General features: G+C 72.6%; 22 protein-coding genes. 10 read left to right on the top strand and 12 right to left on the bottom strand.

Features of this window, described 5'->3' with window-relative positions:
* The first annotated feature begins 40 nt into the window (after window positions 1-40).
* A complete protein-coding gene (locus FHX45_RS19475) occupies window positions 41-1,177 on the top strand; it encodes an acyl-CoA dehydrogenase family protein (RefSeq protein WP_167103925.1) in 1,137 nt (378 codons plus the stop codon).
* Window positions 1,178-1,230: 53 nt separating this feature from the next.
* Here FHX45_RS19475 and FHX45_RS19470 read toward each other — a convergent pair whose 3' ends face one another.
* From FHX45_RS19470 to FHX45_RS19460, 3 genes are all read right to left on the bottom strand, one after another.
* Window positions 1,231-2,442: an amidohydrolase gene (locus FHX45_RS19470; protein WP_167103922.1), complete on the bottom strand. Its 1,212-nt coding sequence runs from the start codon at window positions 2,440-2,442 to the stop codon at window positions 1,231-1,233.
* A 123-nt stretch (window positions 2,443-2,565) separates the two neighbouring features.
* On the bottom strand, window positions 2,566-3,030 hold the full coding sequence (locus tag FHX45_RS19465; protein WP_167103919.1) for a GNAT family N-acetyltransferase: 465 nt from the start codon (window positions 3,028-3,030) through the stop codon (window positions 2,566-2,568).
* Window positions 3,023-3,931 (bottom strand): aldose 1-epimerase family protein, encoded by a 909-nt coding sequence (locus tag FHX45_RS19460; protein ID WP_167103916.1) that lies wholly within the window; start codon window positions 3,929-3,931, stop codon window positions 3,023-3,025. Before FHX45_RS19460 ends, FHX45_RS19465 begins: the two co-directional genes overlap by 8 nt.
* Window positions 3,932-4,025: 94 nt before the next feature.
* On the opposite strand from FHX45_RS19460, the gene FHX45_RS19455 reads away from it, so the two are divergent.
* Window positions 4,026-4,601 carry a TetR/AcrR family transcriptional regulator gene (locus FHX45_RS19455; protein ID WP_167103914.1) on the top strand — a complete coding sequence of 192 codons (576 nt, stop codon included), beginning with the start codon at window positions 4,026-4,028 and terminating at the stop codon, window positions 4,599-4,601.
* Entirely contained in the window at window positions 4,598-5,428 is an 831-nt protein-coding gene (locus tag FHX45_RS19450; protein ID WP_167103911.1) for an MBL fold metallo-hydrolase, read from the top strand. Before FHX45_RS19455 ends, FHX45_RS19450 begins: the two co-directional genes overlap by 4 nt.
* Here FHX45_RS19450 and FHX45_RS19445 read toward each other — a convergent pair whose 3' ends face one another.
* Window positions 5,429-6,154, bottom strand: a complete 726-nt coding sequence (locus FHX45_RS19445; RefSeq protein ID WP_167103908.1) for an SDR family NAD(P)-dependent oxidoreductase — start codon at window positions 6,152-6,154, stop codon at window positions 5,429-5,431.
* Window positions 6,151-6,597, bottom strand: a complete 447-nt coding sequence (locus FHX45_RS19440) for an SgcJ/EcaC family oxidoreductase (RefSeq protein ID WP_167103905.1) — start codon at window positions 6,595-6,597, stop codon at window positions 6,151-6,153. The genes FHX45_RS19445 and FHX45_RS19440 overlap by 4 nt, the downstream gene beginning before the upstream one ends.
* Before the next feature lie 79 nt (window positions 6,598-6,676).
* Between FHX45_RS19440 and FHX45_RS19435 the strand changes: the two genes are divergently transcribed.
* Both FHX45_RS19435 and FHX45_RS19430 read left to right on the top strand, forming a co-directional pair.
* Window positions 6,677-7,144 (top strand): MarR family winged helix-turn-helix transcriptional regulator, encoded by a 468-nt coding sequence (locus FHX45_RS19435; RefSeq protein WP_341771532.1) that lies wholly within the window; start codon window positions 6,677-6,679, stop codon window positions 7,142-7,144.
* A 4-nt stretch (window positions 7,145-7,148) separates the two neighbouring features.
* Entirely contained in the window at window positions 7,149-7,667 is a 519-nt protein-coding gene (locus FHX45_RS19430) for a hypothetical protein (protein ID WP_243869139.1), read from the top strand.
* 3 nt (window positions 7,668-7,670) lie between these two features.
* Here the strand turns inward: FHX45_RS19430 and FHX45_RS19425 are convergent, their stop codons facing one another.
* Window positions 7,671-8,957, bottom strand: coding sequence for an MFS transporter (locus tag FHX45_RS19425; RefSeq protein ID WP_167103899.1), 1,287 nt, complete (start codon window positions 8,955-8,957; stop codon window positions 7,671-7,673).
* A 54-nt stretch (window positions 8,958-9,011) separates the two neighbouring features.
* A complete protein-coding gene (gene pdxH, locus FHX45_RS19420; RefSeq protein ID WP_167103896.1) occupies window positions 9,012-9,683 on the bottom strand; it encodes a pyridoxamine 5'-phosphate oxidase in 672 nt (223 codons plus the stop codon).
* 315 nt (window positions 9,684-9,998) lie between these two features.
* Between pdxH and FHX45_RS19415 the strand changes: the two genes are divergently transcribed.
* The 3 genes from FHX45_RS19415 to serC all read left to right on the top strand — a co-directional run bounded on the left by FHX45_RS19415 (window position 9,999) and on the right by serC (window position 13,762).
* Window positions 9,999-11,141, top strand: a complete 1,143-nt coding sequence (locus FHX45_RS19415) for a citrate synthase (protein ID WP_167103893.1) — start codon at window positions 9,999-10,001, stop codon at window positions 11,139-11,141.
* A 76-nt stretch (window positions 11,142-11,217) separates the two neighbouring features.
* Complete coding sequence (locus FHX45_RS19410; protein WP_167103890.1) at window positions 11,218-12,582, top strand: serine hydrolase domain-containing protein; 1,365 nt, start codon at window positions 11,218-11,220, stop codon at window positions 12,580-12,582.
* Window positions 12,583-12,637: 55 nt separating this feature from the next.
* The gene (serC, locus tag FHX45_RS19405) at window positions 12,638-13,762 is read left to right on the top strand and encodes a phosphoserine transaminase (protein WP_167103887.1); all 1,125 of its coding nucleotides are present in this window, start codon (window positions 12,638-12,640) and stop codon (window positions 13,760-13,762) included.
* Here the strand turns inward: serC and FHX45_RS19400 are convergent.
* Window positions 13,670-14,887 (bottom strand): glycosyltransferase 87 family protein, encoded by a 1,218-nt coding sequence (locus FHX45_RS19400; RefSeq protein WP_167103884.1) that lies wholly within the window; start codon window positions 14,885-14,887, stop codon window positions 13,670-13,672. The two genes, serC and FHX45_RS19400, sit on opposite strands and share 93 nt — an antisense overlap.
* A gap of 164 nt (window positions 14,888-15,051) precedes the next feature.
* On the opposite strand from FHX45_RS19400, the gene sepH reads away from it, so the two are divergent.
* Window positions 15,052-15,825, top strand: coding sequence for a septation protein SepH (gene sepH / locus FHX45_RS19395; RefSeq protein ID WP_167103881.1), 774 nt, complete (start codon window positions 15,052-15,054; stop codon window positions 15,823-15,825).
* A 34-nt stretch (window positions 15,826-15,859) separates the two neighbouring features.
* Here sepH and FHX45_RS19390 read toward each other — a convergent pair whose 3' ends face one another.
* Window positions 15,860-16,375, bottom strand: a complete 516-nt coding sequence (locus tag FHX45_RS19390; RefSeq protein WP_167103878.1) for a hypothetical protein — start codon at window positions 16,373-16,375, stop codon at window positions 15,860-15,862.
* 94 nt (window positions 16,376-16,469) lie between these two features.
* Here FHX45_RS19390 and FHX45_RS19385 point away from each other — a divergent pair, with 94 nt between their 5' ends.
* Window positions 16,470-16,985, top strand: a complete 516-nt coding sequence (locus tag FHX45_RS19385; RefSeq protein ID WP_167103875.1) for a DUF2231 domain-containing protein — start codon at window positions 16,470-16,472, stop codon at window positions 16,983-16,985.
* On the opposite strand, the gene FHX45_RS19380 is transcribed toward FHX45_RS19385, so the two are convergent.
* Genes FHX45_RS19380 through FHX45_RS19370 form a run of 3 tightly spaced genes read right to left on the bottom strand, consistent with a single transcriptional unit; the run spans window position 16,962 to window position 18,764 of the window.
* Window positions 16,962-17,315, bottom strand: a complete 354-nt coding sequence (locus tag FHX45_RS19380; RefSeq protein WP_167103872.1) for an MmcQ/YjbR family DNA-binding protein — start codon at window positions 17,313-17,315, stop codon at window positions 16,962-16,964. The genes FHX45_RS19385 and FHX45_RS19380 overlap by 24 nt on opposite strands.
* Window positions 17,315-17,911 (bottom strand): DUF2537 domain-containing protein, encoded by a 597-nt coding sequence (locus FHX45_RS19375; protein ID WP_167103869.1) that lies wholly within the window; start codon window positions 17,909-17,911, stop codon window positions 17,315-17,317. Before FHX45_RS19375 ends, FHX45_RS19380 begins: the two co-directional genes overlap by 1 nt.
* A gap of 43 nt (window positions 17,912-17,954) precedes the next feature.
* Window positions 17,955-18,764, bottom strand: a complete 810-nt coding sequence (locus FHX45_RS19370) for a TrmH family RNA methyltransferase (protein ID WP_167103865.1) — start codon at window positions 18,762-18,764, stop codon at window positions 17,955-17,957.
* Window positions 18,765-18,780: the final 16 nt, after the last annotated feature.

Raw genomic sequence — 18,780 nt, 5'->3', positions numbered from 1 at the left:
GACGATTACAGAGTACTGCTTCGAGTACACCGGAGGCACGATGCCGATCGACCGCCTGCTCCCCGACCGCGAGTACGCGGACCTGCTCGCGCTGGCGACGGAACTGGCCCGGGACGAGCTCAAGCCGCTCGCCGCCGAGTACGAGGAGGCCGAGCGCTTCCCGCGGGAGCAGTTCCGGCTGCTCGGCAAGTCCGGCCTGCTCGGGCTGCCGTACTCCGAGCGCTGGGGCGGCGGCGAGGTGCCCTACGAGGTGTACCTGCAGGTCCTGGAGGAGATCGCGGGCGCGTGGATGTCGATCGGCATCGGCCTGTCGACGCACATCATGGCCTGCTACGCGCTGGCCCACCACGGCACGGACGAGCAGCGCGACCGCTGGCTGCCGGACATGCTCGAGGGGCAGCTGCTGGGCGCGTACGCGTTGTCGGAGTCGCACGCCGGGTCGGACGCGGCGTCGCTGTCCACGCGAGCCCGGCTGGACGGTGACGCGTACGTCGTCAACGGCACCAAGGCGTGGATCACGCACGGCGGGCAGGCGGACTTCTACACGACCATGGTCCGCACGGGCGACGACGAGATCTCCTGCCTGCTGGTGGACGGCCGCACGCCCGGGCTGTCCGCGGCGCCACCGGAGCGGAAGATGGGCCTGACCGGGTCGACCACCGCGCAGGTGATCTTCTCCGACGCCCGGGTGGACGCGGACCGGCTCATCGGACCGGCCGGGGCCGGCATGCGCATCGCCTTGTCCTCTTTGGACTCCGGCCGGCTCGGGATCGCCGCGTGCGCCGTCGGTCTGGCGCAGGCGGCGCTCGACGAGGCAGTCGCGTACGCGAAGGGACGCACGCAGTTCGGCAAGCCGATCATCGACTTCCAGGGACTCGAGTTCCTGCTCGCCGACATGGCCGCCGCGGTCGACTCGGCACGCGCGACGTACCTCGACGCCGCCCGGCGCCGGGACCGCGGCATGCCGTTCGGCCGGGCCGCCTCGGTGGCCAAGCTCATCGCGACGGACGCCGCGATGAAGGTGACCACCGACGCCGTCCAGGTCCTCGGCGGCGCAGGCTACACGCGTGACTTCCCGGTGGAGCGGTACATGCGCGAGGCGAAGGTGCCACAGATCTTCGAGGGCACGAACCAGATCCAGCGCATGGTCATCGCCCGCCACCTGAAGCGGGCCTGACCTGCCCCGCGGCGGGGCGGGGCCGCCTCGCCCCGCGCCCGCCGGACCGGGTGTTACTCCGCGTAGCGGCGGGGGGTTACCACGCCCTCGCCGCGGGCGTCGTCGAAGCGGTAGACCTCCTGGCCGCGCACGAAGACCCGCATGGCGCGGTTCATCACGTCCAGCGGGTCGCCCGACCAGAGCACGATGTCGGCGTCCAGGCCGGGCCGGAGCGAGCCGATCCGGTCGTCCAGCGACAACATGCTCGCCGGGTTCACCGTCAGCGCCCGCAGCGCCACCTCCGGCTCCAGCCCGTCCTTCACCGCCAGCGCGGCCTGGTACACGAGGAAGTTGATCGGCACCACCGGGTGGTCCGTGGTGATCGCGATCTTCACCCCGGCGCGCGCCAGGATGCCTGCCGACCGCAGCGTCCGGTTCCGCAGCTCCACCTTCGACCGCGTGGTGAACAGCGGCCCGAGGATGACCGGCACGTCCTTCGCCGCGAGCACGTCCGCGATGAGGTGCCCCTCGGTGCCGTGGTTGACCACCAGCTTGTAACCGAACTCCTCGGCGAGCCGGATCGCGGTCACGATGTCGTCGGCGCGATGGGTGTGCTGGTCCCAGTAGAGCTCGCCGTCGAGGACCTTCACGAGCGTTTCCAGCGTCAGGTCGACGTCGAACGGCTTGCCCTCGGCCCGTGCGTGGTCACGCTGGGCGGCGTAGTTGCGTGCCTTCGTGAACGCCTCGCGGATGATCGCGGCGACCCCGAGTCGCGTCGAGGGCGTCTGGTTCTTGTCGCCGTACACGCGCTTCGGGTTCTCGCCGAGCGCGCTCTTCACGCTGACCGCCTCGTCGAACACCATGTCCAGCGTCGTACGGCCCCACGTCTTCACCGCGACGGTCTGCCCGCCGATCGGGTTGCCGGAGCCGGGCTTGATCACGACGCTGGTCACGCCACCGGACAGGGCGTCGTCGAAACCGATCTCGAACGGGTCGATGCCGTCGATCGCCCGGAAGCGCGCGCCGTTCGGGTCGGTCATCTCGTTGGTGTCGTTGCCCGCCCAGCCCTCGCCCTCCTCGTGCACGCCGAGGTGGGTGTGGGCGTCGACGAACCCGGGCAGGACCCACGCGCCGGAGGCGTCGATCAGCTCCGCGTCCTCCGGGACGTCGACCTCCGCGTCCGCGCCGACCTGGGTGATCCTGCCGTTCTCGATCAGGATCGTGCCGCCGTCGATCGGGTCGCCCTCGACCGGCACCACGTATCCGCCAACAATCGCCTTCACCATGGTGAGCCAAGCTAACGGACCGGCGCGCGGGAAACCCGTCCGGCTCGCCGCACGGCGTTCCCGGCTCCGGGATCAGCGGCGCCGAAGGCGCCCTGGTCGAGGCCACCGGCGTCCGGCCAGGCGTCACGGAATGTGCTTCTCCAGGTGCACGAGGTGGTAGTCCCCTTCCGGGGTCCGGGCGGTTTCGACGTAGCCGAGCCGGGTGTACAAGCGCAGCGGTCCCGCGCTGCGCTCGCCGGTGACCAACCGCAGCACGCGCACCCCGGGCGGCAGCCGTTGCTCGGCCACCCGCATCAGGTCGGAACCGAGGCCCTGCCCCTGCCGGTCCGGGGCGACCACGAGCCGGCCGACCTCCGCCGTCTCACCACGCACCCGGATCCGCACGCTCGACACCAGCCGTCCGGCCTCCCGCACGCCCCAGGTGCGGACGTCCGGATCGCGCAGCACGGCGACGAGCTCGTCGAGCGTCTCGCGCAGCGGTGGCAGGGCGGGGTCGCCGTGTGCCTGCGCCTCGGTGACGAACGCCGCCCGCTGCAAGGTCAGCAGCTCGCCCGCGTCCGCCTCGCCGAGCCGGACCGGGTCAGCCATGGACGCGGACGCCCCAGCTGCCGGTCCAGGAGCCGTCCGCCGCCAGCTCGACCAGGTCGGTGCCGGAGTTGAGCGCGTCGGCCGGGCAGGTCATCGGCTCGATCGCGACGGCGCGGCCGCGGCCGGTCAGGTCGGCGGGGGTGAAGACCTGCACCCACCGGAAGTCCGGGCCGGCCCACACCTCGACGCTGCGGTCGCCGTGCGACAGGACGTGGTGGAACCGGCCGTCCTCGCCGGCGACGAGACCGCCGAACGCGGTGTCCAGGTCGACCTCGGCGAGCAGGCGCCCCTCCTGGAAGTCGTACTCGGTGCCCGCGGTGTCCCGCTCGTCGCCGTAGGGCAGCTGCTGGTCGGCGACGTACGGGCGCACGCGGGTCGCCGGCAGGGTCAGCGTCAGCTCGTCGGTCGGGACGTCCCCGATGCGGAAGTACGGGTGGGCACCCACGCCGACCCCGATGGCCGAGGAGCCCTCGTTGCGGATCTCGTGGGTGACGGTCAGCTCGCGCGGCGCGAGGTCGTAGGTGATCCGGGCCCGCAGCGGGACCGGCCAGCCCGGCTGTCGCGGCACCTCGATCTCGAGGGTGATCGACGATTCGGCGTGCTCGACGAGCGTCCACGGCCGGTGCCGGGTCAGGCCGTGGATCGCGTTGCCGCGGGCCTCCTCGGTGACCTCGAGCCGCTGGGGCTCCCCGTGGTAGGTCCACTCCGCACCCTTGGTCCGGTTGGGCCACGGCAGCAGGATCTGCCCCGCACCCTTCGGCGGCGCGGCGTCCTCGGCGAAGGTCTCCAGGTAGGGCACACCGCTGATCTCGAACGCCCGCAAGCCCGCACCGATCTCGGTGACGACGGCGCGCGCGTTGCCGCGGGTGATCTCGAACTGCTGTCCGGTGGGGTTGGCCATGCCCCGAAGATAGCCGCGGCGCGCCGCGCCTCGGTCCAGGGTGACCGAGCGCACTAACTAGACCGGTCGTCATAGTTTGGTTAGGGTGACCGGCATGGTCCGCAGAACCGACACCCGCCGGCGCATGGTCGCCTCCGCCGCCGAGCTGTTCCGCTCGCAGGGCTACCACGCGACCGGGCTGAACCAGCTGGTCACCGCCGGCGGCGCACCCAAGGGCTCGCTGTACTTCCACTTCCCCGGCGGCAAGGAGCAGCTCGCCGCGGAGGCGATCGCGTTCTCCGGGGAGGCGATGGCGGACCTGCTGCGGGAGGTGCTCACCGCCGCCCCGGATGCCGGCACCGCCATCACCGGCGTGATCGATGCGCTGGGCCGCAACCTCGCCGGGACCGGCTACCGCAGCGGTTGTCCGATCGCGACCGTCGCGCTGGACGCCGGGGACAGCGAGACGATCCGCCAGGCGTGCACCGGCGGGTACCGCTCGTGGCACGCCGTCATCACCGGCTACCTCACCGGTCAAGGTCTCGACGCCGCGCGGGCGGCCACACTGAGCACGATCGCGCTCAGCGCCATCGAAGGCGCCCTGCTCCTGGCCAGGACCCAGCACGATCTCGCGCCGCTGCACGCCGTCGGCGAGCACCTGCGCCACACCTTCGAACGGGAGCTGGCATGAAGGTCCACCACCTCAACTGCGGCACGATGCGACCGCTCGGCGGACGGCTGATCGACGGCCGCGGCGGGTTCTGGCACCGCGCCGAGCTGGTCTGCCACTGCCTGCTCGTCGAGACCGCGAGCGAGCTGGTCCTGATCGAGACCGGACTGGGCTCCCCGGCGGTCACGCGCGCGGACGAGTGGCTGGGCGCACGGTTCGTGCGGATGGTCGGCGTCCGGACCTCGGTCGCCGAGACCGCGGCCGAGCAGGTGCGCCGCCTGGGGTACGCGCTCACCGACGTCCGGCACATCGTGCTGACCCACCTCGACCTCGACCACGCCGGCGGACTGGTCGACTTCCCGCACGCCACCGTGCACGTCCACGCCGAAGAGCTGCGGGCGCTCCGGTCCCCCCGCGACGCGCGGGAACGCTCGCGCTACAAGCCCCAGCACTTCGCGCACGGTCCACAGTGGAGCAGCTACCCGGACACCGGCGAGAAGTGGTTCGGGTTCGACGCCGTGCGCCAGCTCGACGGGCTGCCGCCGGAAATCCTGCTGGTGCCACTGGGTGGGCACACCCGCGGGCACGCCGGCGTCGCGGTGGACACCGGCGAGGGCTGGCTGCTGCACGCGGGCGACGCGTTCTTCCACCACGGCCAGATCGACCCGGTGCGCCCGCACGTCACGCCGGGCCTCGCGTGGTTCGAGTCCAAGGTGGAGACCGTGCCGGGTGCGCGGCGGGGCAACCACCAGCGGCTGCGCGAACTGGTGCGCGACCACGGGGACGAGGTCAGCGTGCTGTCCGCACACGATCCCTGGTTCCTGGACGACGTCGTGAGCGGACGGTAGCTAGCGGTCCGAGCCGAGCAGGGACAGCACCGTCCTCCTGGGCAGCAGCCGCGCGACCCCGGTCAGCACCGCGTTGCCGCGGCCGGGGACCACGACCGGGCCCCCGCGCTCGGCCAGTGCGGACATGGCGCGGCGCACGACCTCCTCCGGGGTCTGCACCAGCCAGGCCGGCACGTCGGCCGCGTCCTGGGACGCGGTCGTGGTGACCCCCGGGCACAGTGCCATCACATGTACGCCGCGGATCTTCTGCTCGTGCCACAACGTTTCCGACAACGCCGTGACGAACGCCTTCGTGGCGCTGTAGACGCCCAGGCCGGGTTTCGGCGTGTGCCCCAGCGTCGAGGAGACGTTCACCAGCGCGGCACCCGGCTCGGCGGCGCCGAGGAAGGCGTGCGCCAGCGCCACCACCGCGCGGCAGTTGAGGTCGAGCTGGGCGAGCGAGTGGTCCAGTGGCGTAGCCGCGAAGTCGCCGTGCACCGCGGCGCCCGCGTTGTTGACCAGCACCGCGTAGCCGCCGCCGGCGAGCAGGCCGGCGGTGGCGCGCACACCCTCGGGGGTGGCGAGGTCCGCGGCCAGGTGGTCGTGCCCCGGCCCCAGCTCCGCGAGCAATCCGGTGAGCGGGTCTTCGCGGCGGGCCACGGCCGTCACGGTGTAGCCCGCCGCGGCCAGTGCGGTCGCGAACGCCCGGCCGATCCCGGCGCTCGCCCCGGTGACCAGCGCCCTCACCGGGCGGCCTTCGGGCGGGTGTCCGGCGCGAAGGCGAACGAAATGCGTTCCATCAGCGACTTGCGCTGCGTGTTGTGGAACGCGGCGACGAGCCAGCGGCCGTCCTGGCGCACGAGGGTGTAGGTCTGCACCTTGGTCAGCGCCTTGGGCTGCTTGCCCTTCACGGTGTCGCCGCGGCTGGTGAGGACCGCCGCGTCCGGGCCGAGGAAACGCACGTCGAGCACCTCGTGCGCCAGCCGGGTGCCCTTGAGGAACTTGGCGAACAGGCTGCGGTGGCTGTCCGCGATGTCCTGCCGGCCCTGGTAGCGGGTGCCGACGAAGGTGATGTAGGTGGCGTCCTCGGTGAAGTGCGCACCGTAGGAGTCCGCGTCGCCGCGGGCCCACGCTTCCGCGAGCGAGTCGAGGACGGCGGTGACGGAGGCGGTCCGCTCGGTGTCGATCATGGTCTCTCCTGTCCGCTACACTTGTCTTGGTCAGTGCAGTATCTGCACATATGCAGATAATAGGCAGAGGATGGTCACCGTGGCAAGTCAGCACGAACGGCGCGTGGTCTTCCGCCGCTACCTCGACGCCGTCGGCCTGCACGGGCTGGCCGGCGCCGAGGCGGCCGGCCTGCACGCCACCGAGTGGTACGCGCTCAGCCTGCTCGACCTCGAGGGAGCGCTGACCTCCGGCGAGCTGTCCGCCCGCACCGGGCTCACCACCGGCGCGACCACGCGGCTGATCGACCGGCTCGAACGCGCCGGGTACGTGCGCCGCGCCGCGGACCCGGCCGACCGCCGCAAGGTCGTCGTGGAGCCGGTCGCGGACGCGCTGGCCGGCGTCGCGGAGATCGTCGGCCCGGCCCGGCGCCACATCGCCGAGGTGATCGCGCAGTACTCGCCGGAAGAGCAGGACGTCCTGTTCGACTACTTCGCCCGCGCCGCACCGGCATACCGCGCGGCGTCCGAGGAGATCCGGCGGACGCTCAAGCGCGGGCGCGCGAAGTGATCGCATGCGTGATCCCAGCGGCGGCGGGTATCCGCCGCCGATGGACGGCTACCTGGCGATCTACCTCAACGACCAGCTCGCGCTCGGCGTGGGCTGGCGCGAACTGGCCCGCCGCGCCGCGGGCAACAACCGCGCCACGGATGCGGGCGAGGCACTGTCCCGCGTGGCGACCGGGATCGCGGAGGACGTCGACACGTTCCGGTCCATCATGGACCACCTGGGCGTCCGGCAGAACCCGCTCAAGACGGCGGCCGTGTTCGGTGCCGAACGCATCGCGCGGCTCAAACCGAACGGCCGGCTGCTGTCGTACTCACCGCTGAGCCGGTTCCTGGAGCTGGAAGTGCTCGCGATGGGCATCGACGGGAAGAAGCAGCTGTGGACGACGCTGCGGGACCAGGCCGACCTCTCCGACCGGGTACCGGGCGTCGACTTCGACGAGCTGATCGAGCGGGCTGCCCACCAGCGCGAGACCCTCGAACCGCACCGCGCGCGAGCCGGCGCCGAGGCGTTCCGCGACGGCTGATCGCTAGCCGGCGACCGCGGCCGCGCGGTAGCGCCAGAACGCCGGCAGCAGCGCGACGGCGATCGCGATGAACACGATCACCAGCATCCCGCCCCCGGTCGCCGCGGCCGCTGTGCCCACCGCGGCGGCGGTCCAGCCGTGGGTGAGGTCGGCCAGCCGCGGGCCCCCCGCGACGACCACCGTGAACGCGCCCTGCATGCGGCCGCGCATCTCGTCGGTCGCGGCCATCACCAGGATCGCCTGGCGGTAGATCGCGCTGACCATGTCCGCGGCCCCGGCCAGGCACAGGAACACGATCGCCAGCCACAGCGAGTGCGACAGCCCGAACCCGATCACCGACGCGCCCCACGCGCAGATCGCGATCGTCACCGCGACCCCCTGCCGCCGCACCCGGCCGAGCCAGCCGGAGAACAACCCGATGACCATCGAGCCGATCGGGATCGCGGCGTAGAGCCAGCCCAGGGCGAGGCCGCCGCCGGGCGGGTCGCCGAAGGTCCGCTCGGCCATCTCCGGGAACAGCGCCCGCGGCATGCCGGCGACCATCGCGATGATGTCCACCACGAACGAGGCGAGCAGCACCTTCTGGGTGCCCATGTAGCGGAAACCGTCCAGCACGTCGCGCAGCCCGGCGGCCCGCGCGGTGCCGGACAGCGGCGGCAGTGCGGGCAGCCGCCAGACCGCGTACAGCGCGACGACCAGGGCGACGGTGTCGATGAGGTAGAGGGTCGGCAGACCGAGCACCGGCATCAGCGCGCCGGCGGCCATCGGCCCGAACACCATGCCGAAGGTGTTCACGGTGCCGGACAACGCGGCCGCCGCCGGGAGCAGCTCGGGTTCGATCAGCCGGGCGACGATCGCGCTGCGGGTCGGCATGTTGATCGCGAAGAACGCCTGGTTGCAAGCGAGCAGCACGAACACCAGCCACACCGAGCCGACGCCGAAGAACGCCTGCGCCCACAACAGGGCCGACACGACGGCGATACCGGCGTTGCCGAAGACGAGCAGCTTCCGGCGGTCCACCGTGTCGGCGATCGCACCACCCCACAGCCCGAAGACGAGCAGCGGGACGAGCGCGACGATGCCGGTGAGACCCACGTACCCGGACGACCCGGTGAGGTCGAAGACCTGCTTCGGCACCGCGACCGTGGTCAGCTGACTGCCGATCGCGGTGATCGCGGTACCGGTGAACAGGCGCCGGAAGCCGGGCGTGCGCAGCGGCCGCACGTCCACGACCACGGACTTCAGCAGATTTCGCTTCTTACCGCGCCGCGCACCGGCCTCGACACTCACAACCGACCAGTTTAGCCGCGCTAACTAATCGGGTCGCGTGATTTCCCTCGCGCCTCAGGGAGCGACGCGGTCGATGTGCCAGCCGTCCGCGGTGCGCACGTACCGCAACCGGTCGTGCAGCCGGTCCCGCTGCCCCTGCCAGAACTCGACCACCTCGGGCCGGATGCGCCACCCGCCCCAGTGCGGCGGCAGTGGCACCTCGTCGACGTCGCCGAAGCGGCGTTCGATCGAGGCGAGCGCGACGTCCAGGTCGCGCCGTCCGGTGACGACCTTGGACTGCGGCGAGGCCCAGGCGCCGAGCTGGGAGCCACGCGGGCGCTGCTTCCAGTACTCGGCGGTCTCCTTGACGTCGACCTTCTCCACCTCGCCGCGCACGGTCACCTGCCGCTGCAAGGCGTACCACGGGAAGGTCGCCGACGCGTACCGGGTGACGGTCAGGTCGTGGCTCTTCTTGGAGGTGAAGTTCGTGTAGAACACCACACCCCGCTCGTCGAGGCCCTTGCACAGCACGCTGCGGGAGGACGGCCGTCCATCGGCGTCCGCGGTGGCCAGCACCATGGCGTTGGGTTCGGCGACCCCCGCCGCGATGGCGTGGTTCAGCCAGTCCTGCAACTGCTCGGTCCAGCTGGGAGCCAGATCGGACTCGTCCAGCGCCTCACCGTCGTAGGCCACCCGCATGCCGGGAAGGCGTACCGCAACGTCGTCGATGTTTTCGACCTCTGGCATCTGCCAACCTCCACGACCCGCTTACTCACCCGTAACCGCTCACGTTAGGGCTTGGGGGGCCGCTCGGGAAGCCGACGAACGGTGACACCCGCCACGGACACGCAACCGCGGCGGAGCCTCCTGGGAAACGCAAGATTTTCACCTTCGGCGCACGCTGGGCTGAATCGTTCTCGTAATCGTGACCGAAACCACCGCATTCTTCGATTGCTCCCCCGCCGCGACGGGAGGATGGTGTTGACACCGTGCGACGAGGCGCCCCGGACGCGTCCCGCGCGCGAAATCTGTCGGGGAAATGCGCAGCGAAAGGTTCCACCAGTGACCACTTCAGCGCCCGTTGCGAACAACACAGAACCTGACGACGGGTTCAAGCCCGGACTGGAAGGCGTCATCGCTTTCCGCACCCAGATCGCCGAGCCGGACCGCGACGGCGGCGCGCTGCGCTACCGCGGCGTGGACATCGAGGACCTGGCAGGCAGGGTCAGCTTCGGCGACGTGTGGGGTCTGCTGGTCGACGGCAGGTTCGGCGACGGGCTGCCGCCGGCCGAGCCGTTCCCGATCCCCGTGCACACCGGCGACGTCCGGGTGGACGCGCAGGCCGCGCTCGCGATGGTCGCGCCGATCTGGGGCTTCCGGCCGGTGCTCGACATCAGCGACGACGAAGCGCGGGAGAACCTGGCGCGTGCGTCGGTGACCGCCCTGTCGTACGTGGCCCAGTCCGCGCGCGGGGTCGGGGTGCCCGCCGTGCCGGAGTCCCGGGTGGACCAGGGCCGGACGATCACCGAGCGGTTCATGATCCGCTGGCGCGGTGAGCCCGACCCGGCGCACGTCAAGGCCGTGGACGCCTACTGGGTGTCGGCCGCCGAGCACGGCCTCAACGCCTCGACGTTCACCGCCCGGGTGATCGCGTCGACCGGCGCGGACGTGGCCGCGGCATTGTCCGGCGCGATCGGCGCGATGTCCGGGCCGCTGCACGGCGGCGCCCCGGCGCGGGTGCTGCCGATGATCGAGGCGGTGGAGAAGGAGGGCGACGCCCGCAAGGTCGTCAAGGGGATCCTGGACCGCAAGGAACGGCTGATGGGTTTCGGGCACCGGGTCTACCGGGCCGAGGACCCCCGGGCGCGCGTGCTGCGCCGGACGTGCCGCGAGCTGGGCGCCGAACGGTACGAGGTCGCGGCCGCGCTGGAGCAGGCGGCGCTGGCGGAGCTGCGGGAGCGGCGCCCGGACCGCGCGATCGAGACGAACGTGGAGTTCTGGGCCGCGGTGATCCTGGACTTCGCCCGGGTCCCGACGAGCATGATGCCGGCGATGTTCACGTCGGCGCGCACGGCCGGCTGGGCGGCGCACATCCTGGAGCAGAAGCAGACCGGCCGGCTGGTCCGCCCCTCCGCGAGCTACGTCGGCCCCGGCCCCCGCTCACCCGAGGAGGTCGACGGCTGGTCGGCGGTCCAGCCGCTCTGATCGGCGGGCGGCGCCCCGGAACCGCGTGGTTCCGGGGCCGTTCCGGCTCCCACACCGCGGGCGGCAGAATGACGCCATGCTGCCCGGCACCGATTTCGCCCTGCTCCGCCGCCTGTCCCTCGAGCAGGCCAACGGCCGTGCGCCGTCGATGGTCGCTGCGGTTGTCCGCGACGGTCAGATCGCCTGGTGGGGCGCCCGCGGCACGGTGGACGGCACCGTGGACGGCGCCGCGCCCGACGACGACACCCAGTACCGCCTCGGCTCGATCACGAAGTCGCTGGTCGCCACGGTCGTCATGCGGCTGCGCGACGAGGGGCGCCTGGACCTCAACGACCCGCTGGACAAGCACGTGCCCGGCACCAGCTTCGGCGCCTCGACCGTCGGCCAGCTGCTCTCGCACACCGGCGGGCTGACCTCGGAGTCGCCCGGCTCGTGGTGGGAACGCAGCGAAGGCGGCGACTGGGCCGCGCTGCAGGCGAGCCTCGCCCAGGGCGCGCTGAAGAACCGTCCGGGCAGCCGCTTCCACTACTCCAACGTCGGCTACGGCGTGCTCGGCGAGCTGATCGCCCGCCACCGCGGCACCGGCTGGCTGACCGCGCTGACCCGCGAGGTCCTCGAACCGCTGGGCATGACCCGCACGACCCCGCACCCGCGCGGCCGGTACGCGCGCGGCTGGGCCGTGCACCCGTTCGCCGACCTGCTGCTGCCCGAGCCCAGCCCGGACGCCGGTGCGATGGCGCCGGCGGGCCAGCTCTGGTCGACGGTCCGCGACCTGGCCCGCTGGACCGCGTTCGTCGGTGGCGACACCGCCGGGGTGCTCAACCCGGACACCCTCGCCGAGATGCGCGCGGTCGCCACGGTCGACGACGCTGACACCTGGACCTCGGGCTTCGGCCTGGGCCTGCAGCTCGTCCGCCACCAGGGCCGCCGGCTGACCGGGCACGGCGGGTCGATGCCCGGGTTCCTCGCCGGCACGCTGGTCGACGAGGGCACCGGTACCGGCGCGCTGGCCTTCGCCAACGCCACGTCGGGCCCGGCGATCATGGGCCTGACGGTCGACCTGATCTCGATCGCCGACGAGCACGAACCCAACCTGCCCGAGCAGTGGCGGCCGTCCGAGGTGGACCGCTCGCTGCTGACCCTCACCGGGCTGTGGCACTGGGGCCCGACGCCCTACCACCTGCGGCTGATCCGGGGCGGCATGCTGAGCCTCACCCCGGTCAGCGGCACCGGCCGCGCGTCCCGCTTCCGCCCGGAGGGCGCGGACGAGTGGCTCGGCCTGGACGGCTACTACGCCGGGGAGACCCTGCGCGTCGGCCGCGACTCCGACGGCACGCCGCGGCACCTGGACCTGGCGACCTTCGTCTTCACCCGCACCCCGTACGACCCGGCCGCGCCGGTCCCCGGCGGCGTCGACCCGGACGGCTGGCGTACCGCATAGTGGGACCCGCCACCGCCGTCACGCGGCGGGAACGCGACCTGCGAGACTGGGATGCATGACCGATGAGCTGACCATTCCGGCTGAACTGAAGCCCTCCGACGGGCGCTTCGGCTGCGGACCTTCGAAGGTGCGCCCGGAGCAGCTGGCGAACCTCGCCTCCGAGGGCGCCGCGTACCTGGGCACCTCCCACCGGCAGAAGCCGGTGAAGTCCCTCGTCGGACGGGTGCGCTCCGGTCTGTCCCAGCTGTTCGGCCTGCCCGAGGGCTACGAGGTCGTGCTCGGTAACGGCGGCACCACGGCGTTCTGGGACGCCGCGGCGTTCGGCCTGGTCGAGTCGCGCGCGCAGCACTTCACCTACGGCGAGTTCTCGTCGAAGTTCGCCAAGGTGACCTCGGACGCGCCGTTCCTGGGCGACTCGATCGTCGTCGAGGCCGAGCCGGGCAGCGCGCCGGAGATCGCCTACGAGCAGGGCGCGGACCTGGTCGGCTGGGCGCACAACGAGACCTCGACCGGCGTCGCGGTGCCGGTGCGCCGCCCCGCCGGGAGCGAGGGTGCGCTGGTCGCGATCGACGCCACCTCGGGCGCCGGCGGCCTGCCGGTCCAGGCCGGGGACTTCGACGTCTACTACTTCGCGCCGCAGAAGTGCTTCGCCTCCGACGGCGGCCTGTGGCTGGCGCTGATGTCGCCGGCGGCGGTCGAGCGGGTCGAGAAGATCGGCGCGAGCGGCCGGTGGATCCCCGAGTTCCTCTCGCTGACCACCGCGCTGGACAACTCGCGCAAGGACCAGACGTACAACACCCCGGCGGTGGCGACGCTGTTCCTGCTGGCCGACCAGATCGAGTGGATGCTGTCGAACGGCGGCCTCGACTGGGCGGTCTCGCGCACGAAGGACTCCTCGACGCGGCTGTACGAGTGGGCCGAGGAAACCAGCTACACGGTGCCGTTCGTGAAGGACCCGGCGCTGCGGTCCCAGGTCGTCGGCACGATCGACTTCGTGGACGACGTCGACGCCGCGCGGGTGGCCAAGGTGCTGCGGGCGAACGGCATCGTCGACGTCGAGCCGTACCGCAAGCTGGGCCGCAACCAGCTACGTGTCGGCATGTTCCCCGCGATCGAGCCGGGCGACGTCACGGCGCTGACCAGCTGCATCGAGTGGGTCGTCGAGCGGCTGGGCGACTAGGTTCCGTTTCTCGAGCGGCGGAGCCGCTTGTGGTGGGCAGTCAACATCCGAAACACGCCCTAGTCCCAGCGCGAGCAGCAGGAGCACGCCGGTGAGGACGTAGCTCTCGGCGAGCGGCCAGACGTCCCGGTGGTCCCACAACGGGCTCACCACGAACACGACTGTCGCGAGGGCGGCGGTGCCGAGCACGAGCGGCCGGCACCGCCGCCCTCGCCACGTCAGGACCCCGATCACGGGCACCGCCCACACCCAGTGGTGCGTCCAGGACACCGGGGACGCCAGTAGCGCGCCGACGGCGCACGCCAGCAGCGCGACCACCGGGTCGGAGCGGCGCATCACGAGCACGGTGACGACGAGGGTGACGGCCACCGCGATCAGCCAGACCCAGGTGGGCGCGCCGAGCCGGGCGAGCGTGCCGTGCAGCGACTGGTTGCCGGCGTACCCCGGGTCTCCGACGCGGTCGCCCTGGAACACCAGCTTCGTCCAGTAGGTGACCGACGCCCGCGGCGCGCACGCCCAGGCCAGCAGCGCACACCCGGCGAACACACCCGCCGCGCGGGCGGCGGCCCGGAAATCCTTGCGCACCAGGAAGAACAGCACGAACGCGGCCGGGGTCAGCTTGACCGCCGCGGCGATCCCGATGCCGAACCCGCGACGACGGACCGGGCTCAGCGCATCGACCGCGACGAGCAGCATCAGCAACAGGTTGATCTGCCCGAAGCCGAGCGTGGCGCGCACCGGTTCGCTGAACAACGCGAGGGCCTGCACGGCCAGCGCGAGGCCGCCGGTGACGTGCAGCCGCCGGTCGTACCGCGCGAAACACAACGCGACGACCGCGCCGAGCGCGACCACGGACACCACGGTGATCGCGACGAGTGCCACATCCGGTGGAACCACCAGCAACGGCGCGAAAACGATCGCCGCGAACGGCGGGTAGGTGAACGGCAGCAGCGTCCCGTTCCGGGTGGGTGGCAATAGGCCGTACGGGTCACCGTGGTCGAAGAACGCCTGCGCGCCGAGCCGGTAGACGTCGAGATCCAGTCCGTCCAACCGTTTCCACGCCAGCACGATCCCGACCAGCACGACCTCGATCGCCACTCCGGTGACCAGAACCCGCCGCCGCATGGGGCAATCCTGGCCGATGCGGGCGCTCGCGTGTTTCCCCGGGTGGCCGAACCGGCGGAATTCCTGCAAGATCAACCAAAAAGTGTCGGCGCGCCTGACCCGTCAAGCGGACGCGCCGACCTACCGTGAACACCCACCGAGGTGAAGCCAGGAGGAGGCGGCGGATGCGGACGCTGAGGGTGGTCGGACTGCACGAGGACGGCAAGTCCATCGTGTGCGAAGACCCGGCGCGGCGCGAGCGTTTCCTCCTGCCCGCCGATGAGAAACTGCGAGCGGCCGTCCGGGGTGACGTTCCCAGGCTGGGGCAGATCGAAATCGAGACGGAGAGCCAGATGCGACCACGCGAGATCCAGGCCCGCATCCGGGCCGGCGAGTCGGTGCAGCAGGTCGCGGACGCCGCCGGGGTGTCGGTGGAACGGGTGGACCGGTTCGCCTACCCGGTGCTGCTGGAGCGGTCGCGGACCGCGGATCTGGCGCAGTCGGCGCACCCCGTCCGTGAGGACGGCCCGGACGTGCGGACGCTCGGCGAAATCGTCGCGTACGCGTTCGGCGTGCGCGGCCAGGACTACTCGCAGGCCACGTGGGACGCCTGGCGCGGCGACGACGGCCGGTGGATCGTGGCGCTCCGGTGGACCGCCGGGCGTTCCGACAACGCGGCGCACTGGCAGTTCTCGGCCGGCGCCCACGGCGGCACGGTCACCGCGCTGGACGAGCACGCCGAGGACCTGCTGGACCCGCACCGCACCCCGCGCACGCTACGGGCGGTGGAGGCCGACTCGCCGGAGCCGGCCGTCGAGGAGACCCCCGGCCGGCCCGCGCTCGACATCGACGCCCAGCCGGACCCCGCCGCGGCGAAGCCCAAGCCGAAGAAGAAGGCCCACCCCGCGGTCCCGGCCTGGGAAGATGTGCTGCTGGGAGTCCGCAGCCAGCGCGGCTGAGCACACGACTGCTGGCCGTCGGCAGGAGAACGGCCTAGCCCGACCGCCGCGCGAGCGGGCCTGCACCCGAACGCCGGCCGGGGCGTTTCGCCGCATGGCGCTGTCCCGGTCCGGGTCCCTGCCGCGCGGCCAGCCAGTCCGCCACGGCTCCGGTGCCCAGCGCGTACACGCCCTTGTGCGTGAGGTCCACGGCCAGCTCGCGGCGCGGCCAGGTCCACGGCGGCGCCCCCACACCCGTGGCGTTCTCCAGCGTCTGGTCGCTCGTCAGCCGCACCACCCAGAACATCGCCGAGGCCCACGGGCCGCGCAGCCCGGCCGCCGCCATCACCCCGCGCAGCGCGCCGACCAGCGCACCCTGCCCGAAGTGCATCGCGAGGTTCATCGAGCGGCGGCGGCGGTCCGGCCGACCGAGCAACCGCGCCAGGGTCCGCCCCGGCACCTCGGAGTCCGGCCGCCCGGTGCAGCGCTGCTCCACCTTCTCCGCCGCCGTCATCACGAATGTTCCCGCCAGCCCGGCGGCCGCGCCCTGCGCCACAGCTCGTCCCCACATGCCGGCACGGCTACCCATCCGGGGCGGGAACGAACCGCCGGAACACGAGCCAGCCGCGCCGAATCGAATCCCCGCCACGGGGTACAGACCCCGTGTGAAACGCATCCTGGACGCCGCCGAGTCACTCCGCGCTCTCGACCCCACCAGCACCGCGCTGGCACGCGGCCTGCGCAAGGTCATCGGCCGGGGCACCGCCGACCGTCTCCTGCGCGGCGCCTGGCTGGGTCATCCCGTGCACCCGCTGCTGGTCACGCTGCCGATCGGGGCGTGGGTGTCGTCGGTCGTGCTCGACCTCACCGGTCAGCCCGAAGCGGCCCGCCGCCTGGTCACGATCGGCCTGGTCGCGACCCCGCCGACCGTCCTGACCGGCCTCGCCGAGTTCTCCGGACTCGACCGCAAGCAGCGCCGCGTCGGGATGGTCCACGCGGCCGCCAACACCGTCGCCGCGAGCTGCTTCCTCGCCGCGAACCGGTCCAGCCGTGGCGCGGCGCGCGCCTGGACCGCGGCCGGGCTCCTCGCGGTCAGCGCGGGCGGCGCGCTCGGCGGGCACCTGTCCTACGCGCAGGGCGCCGGCGTGCACCGCTGGTCAACCCTGGAGCCGCGCGGCTAGCGACACCGGCGCCACCGCCCGGTACGCCTCCCGCACGATCGCGCGGATCTCGTCCCAGTCGACCGGCACGTCGAGGTACACCCCGAGCCACCCGCGATGCGCCACGTACGGTGGCCGGAAGAACCGGTCCGGTTCCGCGCCGGTCATCTCCTCCTGCGCCCCGGGCGGCGCGGCGCACCAGAACGCCACCCGGTCGTCGTGGTGGTGGTCGGCGAACATCACGAACGTCCTGCGGCCGCGGACGAACCAGGCCGGCTCCCCGTGGCTGAGCCGCTCGGTCACCTCCGGCAGCGCCAGGCAGATCTCCCGCAGCGGACCGAGCGGGTCCATCAGAACACGACAGCCAGCACGCCGAACCAGGACAGCACCACCCCGGCGGCGGCCCCCAGCGCGACCCACCGGATGATCGGCAGCTTCCGCGCCAGCCACAGCGACGGCGCGATCCCGGCGGTGACCACGACCGCGGCGAGGAGCACCACCCAGCCGCTGGTCTCCGCCGCCAGCGCCACCACCAGCGCCATCATCGCGACGACCACGACGGCCGCGACGAACCCCGCCGCCACCAGCCCGGTCCCCCACGGCGTCGGCTCGTCCCCGACCCCGGCGAACAGCCGTGGCGGCGGGTCGGTCCGCGGGGGCGGCGGCACGACCACCTGCTCGCCCGTCACCGGGTCGACGTAGTGCACCGGTGTGCCCATCACCCCGGCCACCCGCGCCGCGAGCTGCCGGCCGCGGCGGGACACCACGGCCGCGGCCTCACCCGGCCCGGTCGCCGACCGCCGCAGCGCCGCCGCGACCTGCGCCCACTCGTGCAGGGCGTCGGCCAGCTCCACACCGAGCGCGAGGCTGTGGGGGTCGATTTCGCGCGTGTACGCGGCGCCGTGCCCCTTGAGCACGGCGCGGTCGCCGCGGACCCGCAATTCCACGCCAGCACCTTTCCGCCCGGCACGCCGGGACGCCGGGTCGCAGTCAATTTACCGCTGCGGCGAGCTCGTAGAAGGCCACGGCCGCGGCAGTGGCCACGTTGAGCGAATCGACACCTTCGCTCATCGGGATCCGGACCGCGACATCGGCCGCGGCCAGCGCCCCCGCGGTCAGGCCGGGACCTTCCGAACCGAGCAGGAGCGCGGTGCGGCCGCCCCCCGCGGCCAGTTCGCGCAGGCTCACCGAATCGGCCCGCGGCGTGAGCGCCGCGACGCGGAACCCGGCCGCGCGCACCCGGTCCAGACCGGACGGCCACGGTGTCAACGGGGCGAACGGCACCCGCAGCACGTTGCCCATCGACACCCGCACGCTGCGCCGGTACAGCGGATCCGCGCACCCGGCGCCGAGCAGGACCCCATCGACCCCCAGCGCGGCCGCGTTGCGGAACAGCGCGCCGATGTTCTCGTGGTCGCCTACGCCTTCCAGGATCGCGACGACCCGCGAACGGGCCAGTATCCCGTCGGCGTCCGGCAGCGGCGCCCGGTCGGCCACCGCCAGCACCCCGCGGTTGAGGTGGAACCCGACGACCTTCGCCATCACCTCGGCGGAGGTCACGTAGGCCGGCACCGGCACGTCCGCCAGTTCGGGCGCGAGCTCCGCGATCCGCCGATCGACCCCGAGCAGGGCCCGCGGCGGGTACGCTGAGGCGAGCAGGCGCCGGACCACCACGGTGCCCTCGGCGATCACCAGGCCGCGCCCACCAGGCCGGTCCGGGCGCCGGTCGGCCGTGGACAGGTCCCGGAAGTCGTCGAGCCGCGGATCATCCTCGTCTTCGGTTCGCACGATCTGCGCCACGGCATGAAGTCTGCGG

Source organism: Amycolatopsis granulosa (genome assembly GCF_011758745.1).
In the GTDB taxonomy this organism is placed as follows: Bacteria; Actinomycetota; Actinomycetes; order Mycobacteriales; family Pseudonocardiaceae; genus Amycolatopsis_E; species Amycolatopsis_E granulosa.
The sequence above is the reverse complement of the archived record's forward strand: the minus strand, read 5'-3'. Positions and strand labels throughout refer to the sequence as shown.